We start from the raw sequence: 13,123 nt of genomic DNA, 5'->3' as shown, positions 1-13,123 counted from the left end.
ATCGTAAGAACATTTCACACGGCTGCCCCGATCCGTACAATCAATGGTTCAACTTACAATAGTTTAACTTATAAAGCAGCCACAGCGTGTTAAGCAGCGGGGAGGAGACTTGGAAAATGCCTGATTTTACTATAGCTTTGCAGTCGTTCAGCGAAAAATACCGCTATAAATATTTGGCCTTGTATCATGCGCTCCGCACGGCCATTCATAACGGGACGCTTCCGGAAGGAACGCGGCTGCCGGCCACCCGCGAGCTGGCGGCGATGTACGGCTTGTCGCGCGGGAGCGTCTCGCAGGCTTACGATATGCTGCATGCGGAAGGTTACGTCCGCACGATCGTGGGCAGCGGGACGTTCGTTACCGGGATGCTCGCGCCTCGGCAGGAGACCTCGGACCGCAAGGCGCAGGTTGTTTTGTCGCCATGGGGGCGGCGGGTGGTGTCGGTGATGGACAGGACCGGGAATCAAAGGGACGCCAGGCTTGACGGCGGGGCAGCGGGGGACGGCGACGGGGACGGCCGTTTCCCGGGCGCGGCGGCCGCAGCCGTGGCTTCGCCGGAGCCGGCCGGCGTGATCTCTTACCGCGACGGCGGGCCGTGGGAAGCGCTGTTCCCGGCCGCCGAGTGGAAAAGCGCGCTCGCCTGGGCGGCGCGCGGCAAGTCCGGCGACGCGGGCGTGAGCGGGGCGTACGGAGCGTGCGGGTCCGGCGCGGCCGGAGCAGGCGGAAGCCGCGCCGACACAAAGCGTGCGAGCCTGGACCGCGCTGATCCGGGCGGCGCGGCCGGGGAGAGCGCCGCTCCCGGCCGCACCGGCGCGGACCCGCTCGGCGAGCTGGAGCTGCGCCAGGCGATCGCCGCGCATTTGCGGCGCAGCCGGGGCATCTCGGCAGATGCGGAGCAAATCTGCCTGTTCAACGGCTCGATGCAGGCGATAACGCTGCTGACCCAGCTGCTGCTGGGGGAAGGCGAACCGGCCGTGCTGGAAGATCCCTGTTACTACGGGATCGCCCGGGCGGTCGCCGCCTGCGGGGGCACGGCCGTCCCGGCACGGCTGGACGGCCAAGGGATCGTGCCGCGCGATTGGGACGCGCGGCTGCTGTTCGTGACGCCGGGGCGGCAGTTCCCCACCGGCGCCGTGCTCTCCCACGCCCGGCGGCGCGAACTGCTGAAGTGGGCGTCGCGGCGGAACGCGGTCATCGTCGAGGACGACTACGACAGCGAGTTCCGCTGGGGCGGCCGCCCGCTGGAGCCGCTGAAGGCGCTGGACCAGGAGGAGCGCGTCATCTACATCGGCTCCTTCTCGAGGACGATGTTCGCCGCCCTGCGGATCGGCTATGCGGTGCTGCCGCGCAGCCTGGTGCGGCCGCTGGCGAGCGCCAAGGCGCTCTACGAGCCGGCGCCCCCGGCGCGGCTGGAGCAGCGGGCGCTGGCCCGGTTCATGCGTACGGGCGGCTATGACCGCCATCTGCGCCGGATGCGGCGTTATTACGGCGCCAAGCAGGAAGCGTTCCGCACCCGGCTGGAACACGAGCTGGGCGACCTGTTCCGGCTCCAGCCGGCCGACGCCGGGCTGCTGATGTACGCGCTTTGGCGGAAATCGCCGGAGGAATACCGCGCTTTTCAGGCCGCCGCGGTCCGGCGGGGCGTGTTGTTCCGCGACGCCGCCATCTACCGGTTGACCCCGGGAGAGCCGGCCGCTTGCTTTTGTTTTGACCATTTGGACGAAAAATCGCTGCTCGAAGGGGTGGACCGCATGAAAGCGGCGTGGATAGATATTCAAGAGAACGGGAATTAAGGGTATAATAAGAGAATAAACATTCATCTTTATGAGGTTGTTCAAAAAATCATCTTTTGAAGTTTTAAGGATTTTTTTTCGGGAGGGAAGGACATGCTTCACGTTTCACCGTCTTCGTTTATATTGAAGCCGGCGTTTGCCAAAATCGTTTGCGAACCCGGTTGGAAATGGCATAAGCGGGAAAAACCGCTGGATAATTATGACCTGTTTTACGTTTGGAGCGGCGAAGGAACGGTTGTCCTGAACGACCAGCCGATTCAGGTCAGCAAAGGAAGCTGCTTTCTGTTCCGGAAAGGGGATCATACGAGCGCCACGCACAATCCGCAGCGTCCGCTTGTTCTCACGTATATCCATTTCGACGTCAGCGAGCCGGTGACCGAAGTGCCGGGACCTTACCGCGTGCTTGAAGATACCCTCGATTTTGAATACATGCTGTCCCGCTACGTCCGCCTGTTTCTGGTGAAGGCTTACGCCGCCGAAGAGGAGGCGCGGCTCATCCTCAAACAGCTGCTCATTCATTTGCTGCGCGAGGAGCGCCAGGTGCCGATGGAGAAAAAAGTCAGCAACCAGCTGCATGAAGTGATCCACGAGGTAGCCAACTACGTGCTCCAGCATCCGGGCTTGCCCCACAAAGTGCAGGATCTGGCGGCGCGGGCCGGGTTGTCCCCGCGTTATTTCTCGATCAAGTTCAAGGAAATCATCGGGATGTCCGTTCAATCGTACATCATCAAATCGCGGATCGACCGTGCCCAGCACTTGCTGCTGCACGCCGGCATGAACGTCACCGAGGTGGCCGACGCGCTCGGCTACCGGGACATTTTCTTTTTCAGCCGCCAATTCAAGCAGTACACCGGCAAAAGCCCGTCGGAAATCCGCTGATCGAAGATTTGGGCCAGGCGCGGGCAAAAGGTGTTTGTTCTGAGCTTGGTCCCCAAATAAGGACAAAAAGTTCCGCTATTTTGCGCAGGCGGTGGGGAAACCTCACAATAGCGGCATAACTCACATTGCTGCTCATATCAAACCCGACAAGTTGCGTATTTATTCTAACGGCCGCCACAACCGTTAGATTTCCGGTGACGCGGGTACCCGCTTGAAATGCCACGCCGGTTTGTCCAATCCCCAGCCTTATTCCCATCTCTCTCCCGTATGGTTCAGCCATTCATGAAGCGGCAAGACGCCGTCAGGCGTTTAAGCAGCGCGACGGAGACGTAAAGCGGCCGAGCAACTCGCCCATTCGCACCTTCTGTCCGGCCTCTAGTCCGGGCAACGGCTGAAAACTCCCGCTTTCGGTCAGCAGCACCACGGTGGAGCCGAATTCGAAATAGGCGAGATCGTCTCCCTGGTTCCAGCTTTTCGCCCGTTCGTCGGTATATTTGATGCTGCTGACGTTCATCGCCCCGACTTTGACGAGCGCCACCTCTCCATGCTCATGGGAAATATACGTAATCAGCCGCTCGTTCCGGCATAACACCTTTTTCATATGGCGCATGCCGAAGTCGTTAACCGGATATACCCGGCCTTCGATATGCTCGCTTTCCAGCTTTTTGCCGGTGACGGGGGCATGGATGCGATGGTAATCGGTCGGGCTCAAATATAACACAAAAGCATAGCCATGCTTATACGATTCGATGCGCGGGGAACGGTTGAGCAGTTCCTCAACGGAGTAATCCTGGCCTTTCACGTTTAGAATCGTGCCGGAGCGGATTTCCCCCATAAACGTAATCAGCGCGTCCACGGGGCTGACCATGCCGCCCTGCTCCGCATGAACCGGACGCATGCCCGGCTTTAATTTGCGGGTGAAAAATTCGTTGAGCGTCCGGTATTCCCGCAGTTCTTTTTCCGCTTCATGCAGTGGAATTGCGTACGATTTTGCGAACAAAGGGATCATCAGCCGGCTGATTTCCGAATGGGAAAACTTTCCCATCAGCCTGCAAACCGATTTGCGGGAGGACAATTCCGTCATCCACTTCATCCATGCTGCCGCCAAGAAAGCAACCTCCTACTCTTGATGTGCCACTTCCGCTTATCTTGACACAGAACGGGGACGAAATCAATATGAGAGCGGTTTCTCCTGCGCATTGAAACTTGAATGTTTAAAATTTGTTCTTGATGCTTGAAAACGGTTGGTGTATGTTAAAGACAATCGCATACGATACGGGGGCTTGAGTGAATCAGGCTGAGATGGCAGCATATTCCGCTGCGGACCGTTAATCTGATCTGGATAATGCCAGCGTAGAGAATCGAATGTCCGGGATATACCCTGCGTCCATACCCGTGACCTGAGCGCCGCCTGAGCTTATTCTGGCGGTTTTTTGTCGTTTGCGAAAAAAATATATTTTTTGAAAAGGGGAGAAAAACATGCAAGAAGCAGCAACAAAACAAAGCGGCCGCGGGCTGAAGCTGAGCGATCTGCTGGTGACCGTGCTCGTGTCGGTCGTGCTTGGCGTAGTTTATCATTTCTGGAGCTCGGTGTATAACTTGTTCTCGCCGCTGTTTCCGCAGGCCGATGAAATCGTCTACGGAATGTGGTTTCTGGCTCCGACGCTCGTATTTTTGCTGATCCGCAAGCCGGGGGTGGCGCTGATCGCGGAAGTGGCCGCGGCTCATGTGGAAATTTTGTTCGGCAGCGAATGGGGCGTTCAGCTTGTGCTGTACAGTGTGCTGCAAGGCTTGGGGGCGGAGCTCGTATTCGCGGCTTTCCGGTACCGCAAATTTTCCGGTTCCATCGCCGCTTTGGCCGGCATCGGGGCCGCGGTCGGCTCCATCATTCCGGATATTTATTACGGATACGTGCAGGACTATGAAACCTGGCTGCTGATCGCCAAATACGCAATGCGGGCCGTCAGCTCCGCGCTGATCGCCGGTTACTTCGCTTACGGGCTGGCCAAAGCCGTGGAGGCCACGGGCGTGACCACCCTGCTGCGCCCCGTCGATCCCAAAGATTATGCGGCGCTGGATGATTAACCATGGAAACGGCCGTTGAAGTTTGCGATCTTAGGCTGAAATTTCCGGGGGAGACGCGGTTTGTGTTTAAGGATTTGAGCTTTCGGGCTTTTCGCGGGGAAAAAGTGCTCCTGCTCGGCCCTAGCGGGAGCGGGAAATCCACGCTTCTTCAGGTGCTGTCGGGGATTATCCCGCGGCTTGTGGAGGTTCCGATGCGCTGTGCGTCGCAGCGTTTGCCCCGCTCCTGGGGCTATGTGTTTCAGGATCCCGATACCCAGTTTTGCATGCCTTTCGTGGATGAGGAGCTGGCTTTTACGCTGGAAAACCTGGGGGTCCCCCGGCCGGAAATGACCGCCCGGATGGAGGCGGTGCTGGAGGACGTCGGGCTGCGTTTGCCCGAGCTGCACATGCCGATCCAGGCCCTGTCGCAAGGGATGAAGCAGCGGCTCGCTTTGGCTTCGGTGCTGCTCGGCGATCCGGAGGTTTTGCTGCTCGACGAGCCTTCCGCGCTGCTCGATCCCGAAGGGCGCGAGCAGATTTGGCAGTCCGTCAGCCGCATTGCCGAGGGCCGCACGCTGATCATCGTCGAACACCGGATCGAGGAAATTCTGGCGCTCGGACTCGTCGACCGGGTCGCGTTGTTCGGACCGGACGGCCGCCTGCTGGGCCAGGGATCGCCGGAGACGATTTTTGCGGAGTTCCGGCGGGAGTTAAAGGAATTCGGCATCTGGTATCCCGGAGTTTGGACGGAGTTTCTGGCCGCGCCGGAGGGGCGGCGCCTGCTGGAGCCGGTGCCGGCTCCGGCGCGGAGCGGGGATGGCGGCGGTTCCTCCGCCGGGACGCCGGGCTTTCCCTTGGGCGCTCCCTCGAGCGCTCCGTTCTCGGCGGCTGCGTGCTCCGGCCCAATCCCCGGCCCCGCGCCGCTTGTCGAACTTAAAGGATTTCGCGGGCTGAGGATGGGGAGGCCGGTTATAGAAGTCGAACATGCCGCGGTGATGCCCGGCGATTTTATCGCCGTCACAGGACCGAACGGCGCGGGAAAAAGCTCGCTGCTGCTCAGTCTGATGGGACTTCTGAAAACGGAGGGCGAATACTTTCTGCGGGGCGTTCCGATGCAAGGGGGCAAGGTCGGCCGCCGCGTCCGCCGGCGCCAGATGGAGCGGGCGGCGCAGGAAATCGGCTTTGTTTTTCAAAACCCGGAATTTCAATTTGTCGCCGACCGGGTGGACGAGGAAGCCGCTTTTTCGCTTAGGGAAGGCGGGCTTTCCGCGGCCGGAATTCGCGGGCGTACGGCGCGGATTTTGCGGCAATTCGGCCTGGAAGGGTACGAGGGGCGGCATCCCTACCAGCTGTCGCTGGGGCAAAAACGGCGGCTCAGCGTCGCCAGCGCGGCCGTGCGCGAGCAGCCGCTGCTGCTGCTCGACGAACCGACCTTTGGCCAGGATGCGGCAAACGCGTTTGCGATCCTTTCGTTATGCGAAGAGCTGCGGCGGCGCGGGACGGCGATCGTGATGGTCACGCACGAGGAGTGGATTGCCGCCACGGCAGCAACCCAGCGCTGGGAAGTGCGGGAAGGGCGGCTGGTCTCCCGCTCCTGCACGGAACGCGGGGCGGCAATGGCCGGGATTGCGGCGGAGCCGGGAGGAACGGGCCTGTCCGAATCGGCCGGCTCCTTCGCTTCATCCGTCCCCGGCAGAGCCGCCTCCGGCTCCGCCCCAAAGGCGGTGACCCTGCGATGAAGCCGCTATTGGCCCCCAAAATGAAGGGCTGGCTGCACCGGGCTAACCCGGCCTGCAAGCTGGCGCTGTTCGTTTTGCTGTTTCTGGTGACCTTGTTTACGCACCGTCCCGATTTCATGTTTTATCAAGCCGTATTGTTTACGCTGCTCCTGTTTCTGCTGAGCGGATACGAGCCGTGGAAAATCGCGCTGCTTGTCCTGCCCTTTCTGCTCATCTTCATTTCGTCTTCCTCTACGATGATTTTGTTCGGCAAAGGCGAGCACGAATGGTGGTCCTGGGGCCTCATTCGCATTTCGGAGGAGAGTTTTTTCCGCGGCGTTCACATCGGGCTCAAGTCGGTAACCTTTGCGGCGGAAGGCTTGCTCTTCGTGCTGACCACCTCGTCCGTCGCTCTGTTTTACTCGCTGATGCAGCAGGTCAAGCTTGCGCCCAAATATGCCTACAGCTTTATGGCTTCCGTGCGGCTGCTCCCGATGGTCTGGGAGGAGCTGCAGATCCGCCGGAGCGCCCTGCGCATCCGCGGCGTGCGCACGCCGCGGGGACCGCGGGGCTGGGCCAAGCTGGCCCGGCTTTACGCGGTGCCGCTGCTCTCGCAAAGCATCCGCCGGGCGCACCGCGTGGCCGTGGCTATGGAGGCCAAAGATTTTGACGGCAGCCGGCCGCGCACTTATTATTACCGCTTCGCTTATTCGCGGTATGACCTGCTGGTGCTGCTCGTCATGGGCGCTGCCGTGGCGGCCGCCTTCGCGCTTTCGCGGACGTATCCGCTGTTCGGCATTGCCGATGTCAGGTGAGCAAGGACGATTATAAGGCATTTTCCTGCGGCAGCTTTGGCGCGGCCGTCCGCCCTTGCGGATGATCGAGCAGGTATCTTGCGTAAGACATCGGCTGACGGTACGTGTTTTTCCATATCTCGGTCAACCCGGCTTTGCGGAATCCGTAACGTTGGTCGCGTCCGTTGCATTCAATAAAGTAGGGACGCCCGCTCATGGTGAGGCCGATGTCGAGACCCAGATCGGCAAGCAGGGGCAACTGCTTGCCGAGATAACGGCTGATCGCCAGCGCCAGCGCCTCTACATGGGCGAGGGCCGCGGAGACTGAATGCGGGGACAAAACATGGACCAGCAGCTCTGCCGCCGGGATCACTTCCCCTCCCTTGGCGATGTTGCACAGAAAACTGCCTTTGCGGGCCACCTTGGCGAACAGCCCCGTGACGGCCCATTCGCCGAGCCCGCCGCGTTGGACGGTAACGCGCAAATCTATCGGACGGGAGTCGTATTCCGCCAGCGGAATGCGCTCCTGAACGAGGTAAGGGGTCTGCTGCAGCAAGCGCCGCGTCCAGAGCGGCAAGTCTCCTTGGGGGAGCTTGGCGGTTCGCCATTCATTTTTTTTATCTTTGGACGCATAGATCAGTTCCCAGCTTTGCTCATTGCGGCGCAGCCGCATGATTCCGTATCCGACGGAACCGCGGATCGGCTTAAGCATCAGGTCGGAATATTTGGACATCATGGCGCGCAGTGCGGCCGGCTTGGCCGGAGCGGCCTCGGGCAAATAGCCGCGCAGATGCGGAGCGTTCCACAGCAGGCGGTGGATGACATCTTTGCCATAACGGTTGTTGACGTTGAAAATCGCGATGCCCCGGGAGATCAGGTTGCGGATCTGTTGGTGCGCTGCAGGCTCGGGATACAAGGCCCGGTTATGAATGACCGGCGGCAGGGGAAGGTCGGTGATCACGTATTCTTTGCCATTCGATACGTAGCCGGAGCAGGTTCCCCGGAACAGGTCGATATCGCCCAAGCGGAGAAAGCAGGGGATCAGGCCGTGTTCCCGGGCCGCCTCTTCATAATTGGAGATCGACTCCTGGCCGGTTTTTCGCTGCGGAATTCCCCGGAACATCCCGGAGTTCAGCAGTATTCCTACATAGTCCTGCTTCAAAGGTAGTTCCTCCTCCCTTGCTTCTTCCTTTAATCTATGTTGTCCCGTTCAAAAAGAGTGGACGACTGTTCTGCGTCAGCCGCCTGTTTTCGGGCAGGCTTCCCGAAGCCCCGCTTTCTGGCCGGCAGTCACATTTACCGGGCGGGTATCGTATATTTAGGGTAGCGAAGCTAGCGAAAGGAAGGAGGGGATCGTTCATGGAACGGGAAAAGACAGCGGTGATCACGCCCGGATCGTTCGCCGCGCCTTCAGGCAAAAGCAGTTCGGTGGAACGGATGATTGAAAAAATGGTCCCGCTCGCGGCGGAACATGTAAAAATCCGCATTTTTGGCATGGCGGACGGACATTTGCCTTCCCAGGGCTGGATCGGAAACGTTCCGATTTACCGTTTGCCCGGCGGGCGGCTCTATCTGGAGTCGATTTTACGCCATTTGCGAAAATGGCGGCCCGGAACCGTTGACGTTCACAATCGGCCGCTGCTTGCTTTTCAGTTAAAAAGCCGCCTGCCGCTGGCCCGGGTGCTGCTTACCCTTCATTCCACCGCGTTTATTTCCCCTTCCTGCCACCCCAAACCCCGCATGCAGCAAATGCTCGAAAGCGTAGACGGGATTGTCGTGGGCAGCGAGTATTTGAAGCAGGAGCTGCTATTCCGCTTCCCCGGCCTTTTCACGCCGATTTGGGTCAATCCGCCGGGCGTCAGCCCGGAGGATTTCGTTCCGCGCTGGACGCCGGACGGAGAAGCGCTGCGCAGGGCGCGGCTGGCCGAAGGCGGGTGGGAAAACCGGAAGGTGGTCCTGTTCGTCGGCCGCCTGCTTCCGGCCAAAGGCGCGCACCATTTGCTGGCCGCGTTTCCGGGCGTGCTGCGTCAGGTGCCCGAAGCCATGCTGATCATCGTGGGCGGCAGTTGTTACGGCGCCAACCGGGAAACGGACTATGTCTGCAAGCTCCAAGCGATGGCGGAGCCCTTTAAGGACCGGGTTGTTTTTTTGCCGTTTACGCCTTATCCCAAAATCGCCGATTGGTACAATACCGCCGATTGCCTGGTCGTTCCGCCTAGCGAAGAAGAAGCGTTCAGCCTGATCAACATCGAGGCGATGGCCTCGGCCGTGCCGGTTGTAGCGGCCCGTACGGGCGGAAATCCCGAAATCGTCGCTGACGGTTATTCCGGGTTTCTGGTGCCTGCGGAGGGGAGGGTTGGCGAGTTGGCGGACCGGATCATCCGGCTGCTGCAGGATGAAGCGCTGTGCAAAACGATGGGTCTGGCCGGATACGAGCTTGCCCGCAGCCGCTTCCGCTGGCAGCATACGGCCGATCGGTGGGTCGAGATGATCTGCGCCGGCAGGGTCATTCCGGCAAACACCCCGCAATGGAAACAGCAGCCTTAGCGGGAAGAAGCTTGATGCAGGTGGATATAGAAAAGACCTGGCCGCCGGCCAGGCCTTTTCTATGATATCGCGCACGTACCGCCCGATAGTTGCAAAAGATACATTTATTGTTCGCAAAATGGAGCGGGGCGCTTGTTTAAATGCAAATCCTGCATTTAAACAAGCACGATTCGCAGGGTCCGGCAATAATGTATGGAAGTAGTTGCCGGCCGGAAATGCAATAAAACGTGCTGATGCGCTTGTTCGCGGTAATCTAGTTGTACGTTTTGCTTTTGAGCGGAAATGCAATGTACAAATGTGCGTAAACCCGTATTTTGACATAGCTCCCTAACCTGTTCTATCTCTGTATCAACGTAGAGGCAACATATAAGGACCCGGCCGCCGGCCGGGTTTTTCTTGTCTGAAGAGCCGTGATAGCGGCGGAAGCGACAGGGGCAGAGTGGCAAGTCCGGTCCGGAGGACAGCTGTACGTTTGCCGTTACAACGCCGACAGCATCACATACACTGTTGTATATGCTCCGGTATATCACGATCTGGGAGGAAAGAGACATGGTCAATAAACGCAAAATTCAAGGCCGCCTGAACCGTAAAAAGATTCAGAGCAAGCCGGCGATGCCGCGTTTGGTCAATCATCAGGACCCGATTGTTTCGATCATCATCCCGGCGATGAACGAAAGAGCCACGCTGCGGGACGTTCTGCGCGAAGCCGGACGATTGCATCCCCGCAGCGAAACGATCGTCGTCGCAAACGGCTCGACGGACGGAACGGCGGAGCTGGCCAAAAAAAGCGGAGCCCGCGTGATCCGATCGGCAAAGCCGCTTGGGCACGATGTCGGCAGACGCGTCGGTGCGGAGGCGGCCCGCGGCTCGGTGCTCCTGTTCATCGACGCCGACATGGTCATCCCGGCAAAGGAGCTGCGCCCTTTTGCGGAGGCGGTGTTATCCGGGGTGGACGTGGCGCTGAACGGATATTCCGGTCCGGTTGCCAGCAAAAAGACCCACCCGGTCGTGCTGGCGAAGCATGTACTGAACGGCATGCTGTCGCGAACCGATCTGAAAGGAGCATCATTAACCGCCGTTCCGCATGCTTTAAGCAGGCGGGGGGCGGAACTCATTGGACTTCAAACGCTGGAGATCCCTCCGCTGGCCCAGGCCAAGGCGGTGCTTCTCGGCTTAAACGTGCAGGCCGTCCACACCGTGCCCGTGGGCAGATTAAATCCGGTCAGGGCCCGGCGGCGAGCTGGAGGAAGACGTGAAGATCCGCTGACCTCTCTGGTTGTCGGCGATCATTTGGCGGCCGTGCATTGGCTGACCCTCCAAAAAGGGCCGCGCGGCGGTTACGGCGATCTCGGCCGCATGCGCGGCAGGGTGAGGTGGATGGAATGAATGCGAGAAAACAGGTAAAGCGCCGCCGCAGCCGCACATGGCCCCTGCCGGGACGGATGCGCAAAAGACGCCGCCCTAAGCAGGTGCAGCCGGGCCGCGCAGCCGGACGGCCTTCAAGCGGCTATCGCTTTGGCCGCCGCCCTGGCGTTCGGCGGGACGGCCCAGGCCACACCCAAACCGGCGGGGCGGCCCCTATGGCCGGCGAGAACCACCGGCTGGAGCTGGCGGCAGCGGAAGCGGGGACCCGTGCCGCCATATTGGACGGGGCCCAGGGCCCCGCGAACCCGGAGCGGGTGCAGCAGAGCTTTCAAAGCTGGTATCTTGATCATGCCCCGGCAGGTTTGTCCTATCGTGAAATACTGCCGATCGCCCTCGCTTTCCGCAAGGGTTACGCAGACACATCCGGGCTCGCGGACCCGTGGATTCCACTGCCGTTAAAGGAGGGCGCAGCCGCGATCGTCACCGCAAGCAACGAAGAACGAACGCTGCCCGCTGTGTTAGCGGAGCTGCGCAAGCTGCCGCTTAAGGAAATCATCGTCGTGCTGAACGGCTGCAGCGATGGCAGCTTTGCCGCGGTGGAATGGGATCCCCGGGTGACGAAGCTGAATTTTCCGGAGCGGCTGGGCCATGATATTGGACGGGCGATAGGCGCTGCGGCAGCCTCGGAGCCTATTTTGCTGTTTACCGACGGGGATATGGTTTTGCCTGCGGAGGATTTGGCGGCTTTTCTGATCGCCGTCGATCAGGGAATGGACCTCGCGCTGAACAATCTGTCGCCGTATTTGCCTCCGTTTCCGCAGCAGGATGAGGTGACGCGCTGCAAAACGTTCCTGAACCACGCCTTGGGGCGGCCCGATTTGCAAGCCAATTCGCTAACGGCGGTGCCGCATGCGATTTCTCGCCGGACGCTGCAGACGGTGGGAACCGGGGCGTTGATCGTCCCTCCGAAGGCCCAGGCGCTGGCGCTCGCCCGCGGCCTCACGGTCGGCGCTCCGTATTCCGTCGACGTCGTGCGGAAAAACCGGATTCGCAGGGGCAATACCGGGGCCGGAAACGCCGTTGCCCAAATGATCATCGGCGACCATATCGAAGCGCTGGGCGCGGTGATGCAGACGGAAGGCGTACGCCTGCGCCATACTACGCTGCCCAGGAACGAGCTGGCGAAAGCGAGGAATGCGCAGTGAGCGGAGGCGGACTAACCAGCATTATCATACCGACCTACAACGGGCTGCATTTGCTTCGGCCCTGCGTAGAAGCGATTCGTAGGCATACGGAGGTACCGTATGAAATTATCGTTGTGGATAACGGTTCAGATGACGAAACCGCGCAATTCTGCTTACGGGAAAAGCTTATTTTGGCGGCATTGCCGCGAAACGAAGGTTTTCCGGCTGCCGTGAATCGGGGACTATTGATCGCGTCCGGCGAGCAGCTTCTCGTGCTGAACAACGACGTCATCGTGGCCCCGGGATGGCTGTCCAATATGCTGGCCGCTCTCGGCAGCGCGGACGATGTCGGCCTGGTCGGCCCGGTGACGAATTACGCCAGCGGCCGGCAGCAGGTCGCCGTCCCTTGGAAGGATCGGGACGATTTCCTCCGGGCCGCCGAGCGGTTCAACCGGTCCGATCCCGGCAAATGGCAGGACGTGCGGCGCCTGGTGGGCATGTGCCTGCTGTTCAAGCGGGAAGTGCTGGACCGGGTAGGGCTGTTGGATGAGCGGTTTTCGCCGGGCCATTATGAAGACGACGACTACTGTTACCGGGCGCGGCGGCAGGGTTATCGGCTGCTGATCTGCGGAGATACGCTGGTCTACCATGCCGGCAGCGCAAGCTTCAGAGCCTGTCATCCGGGAGGATGGAACGGGATCATCGAGCAAAACCGCAAAAAGTTCATCGATAAATGGGGAGTGGATCCCTGGCAGTTTATCTAGCTTATATCACTTTTT

11 protein-coding genes and 1 riboswitch are annotated in these 13,123 nt (G+C 60.1%); of the genes, 9 read left to right on the top strand and 2 right to left on the bottom strand.

All coding sequences use genetic code 11. The features are described from left to right. Positions 1–116 precede the first annotated feature (116 nt). Positions 117–1,793 (top strand): aminotransferase-like domain-containing protein, encoded by a 1,677-nt coding sequence (locus NYE69_RS28700; protein WP_340929329.1) that lies wholly within the window; start codon positions 117–119, stop codon positions 1,791–1,793. 93 nt (positions 1,794–1,886) lie between these two features. Further along, on the top strand, positions 1,887–2,672 hold the full coding sequence (locus NYE69_RS28695; protein ID WP_328272313.1) for a helix-turn-helix domain-containing protein: 786 nt from the start codon (positions 1,887–1,889) through the stop codon (positions 2,670–2,672). A 301-nt stretch (positions 2,673–2,973) separates the two neighbouring features. Here NYE69_RS28695 and asd read toward each other — a convergent pair whose 3' ends face one another. Continuing rightward, a complete protein-coding gene (gene asd, locus NYE69_RS28690) occupies positions 2,974–3,780 on the bottom strand; it encodes an archaetidylserine decarboxylase (protein WP_340929327.1) in 807 nt (268 codons plus the stop codon). Between the two features lie 157 nt (positions 3,781–3,937). After that, a riboswitch (TPP riboswitch) is annotated at positions 3,938–4,049 on the top strand. A 102-nt stretch (positions 4,050–4,151) separates the two neighbouring features. Between asd and NYE69_RS28685 the strand changes: the two genes are divergently transcribed. The 3 genes from NYE69_RS28685 to NYE69_RS28675 are packed head-to-tail and all read left to right on the top strand — an operon-like array spanning position 4,152 to position 7,269. Then, entirely contained in the window at positions 4,152–4,757 is a 606-nt protein-coding gene (locus NYE69_RS28685; RefSeq protein WP_340929325.1) for an ECF transporter S component, read from the top strand. Between the two features lie 2 nt (positions 4,758–4,759). Next, positions 4,760–6,475: an ABC transporter ATP-binding protein gene (locus NYE69_RS28680; RefSeq protein ID WP_340929323.1), complete on the top strand. Its 1,716-nt coding sequence runs from the start codon at positions 4,760–4,762 to the stop codon at positions 6,473–6,475. Further along, on the top strand, positions 6,472–7,269 hold the full coding sequence (locus tag NYE69_RS28675; protein ID WP_340929321.1) for an energy-coupling factor transporter transmembrane component T family protein: 798 nt from the start codon (positions 6,472–6,474) through the stop codon (positions 7,267–7,269). The genes NYE69_RS28680 and NYE69_RS28675 overlap by 4 nt, the downstream gene beginning before the upstream one ends. A 10-nt stretch (positions 7,270–7,279) precedes the next feature. On the opposite strand, the gene NYE69_RS28670 is transcribed toward NYE69_RS28675, so the two are convergent. Then, positions 7,280–8,410, bottom strand: coding sequence for a YheC/YheD family endospore coat-associated protein (locus NYE69_RS28670; protein WP_340929319.1), 1,131 nt, complete (start codon positions 8,408–8,410; stop codon positions 7,280–7,282). A 197-nt stretch (positions 8,411–8,607) separates the two neighbouring features. Between NYE69_RS28670 and NYE69_RS28665 the strand changes: the two genes are divergently transcribed. The 4 genes from NYE69_RS28665 to NYE69_RS28650 all read left to right on the top strand — a co-directional run bounded on the left by NYE69_RS28665 (position 8,608) and on the right by NYE69_RS28650 (position 13,108). Further along, the gene (locus NYE69_RS28665) at positions 8,608–9,795 is read left to right on the top strand and encodes a glycosyltransferase family 4 protein (RefSeq protein ID WP_340929318.1); all 1,188 of its coding nucleotides are present in this window, start codon (positions 8,608–8,610) and stop codon (positions 9,793–9,795) included. 549 nt (positions 9,796–10,344) lie between these two features. Continuing rightward, positions 10,345–11,181: a glycosyltransferase family 2 protein gene (locus NYE69_RS28660; protein ID WP_124333097.1), complete on the top strand. Its 837-nt coding sequence runs from the start codon at positions 10,345–10,347 to the stop codon at positions 11,179–11,181. Further along, the gene (locus NYE69_RS28655; RefSeq protein ID WP_340929316.1) at positions 11,178–12,365 is read left to right on the top strand and encodes a glycosyltransferase family A protein; all 1,188 of its coding nucleotides are present in this window, start codon (positions 11,178–11,180) and stop codon (positions 12,363–12,365) included. Before NYE69_RS28660 ends, NYE69_RS28655 begins: the two co-directional genes overlap by 4 nt. Continuing rightward, positions 12,362–13,108, top strand: a complete 747-nt coding sequence (locus NYE69_RS28650) for a glycosyltransferase family 2 protein (RefSeq protein ID WP_340929314.1) — start codon at positions 12,362–12,364, stop codon at positions 13,106–13,108. The genes NYE69_RS28655 and NYE69_RS28650 overlap by 4 nt, the downstream gene beginning before the upstream one ends. Positions 13,109–13,123: the final 15 nt, after the last annotated feature.

Origin of the sequence: Paenibacillus sp. FSL R5-0527, assembly GCF_038008055.1 — a bacterium.
Taxonomy (GTDB): Bacteria; Bacillota; Bacilli; order Paenibacillales; family Paenibacillaceae; genus Fontibacillus; species Fontibacillus macerans.
Note: the sequence above shows the minus strand (reverse complement) of the source record. Positions and strands in the feature narration are given on the sequence as shown.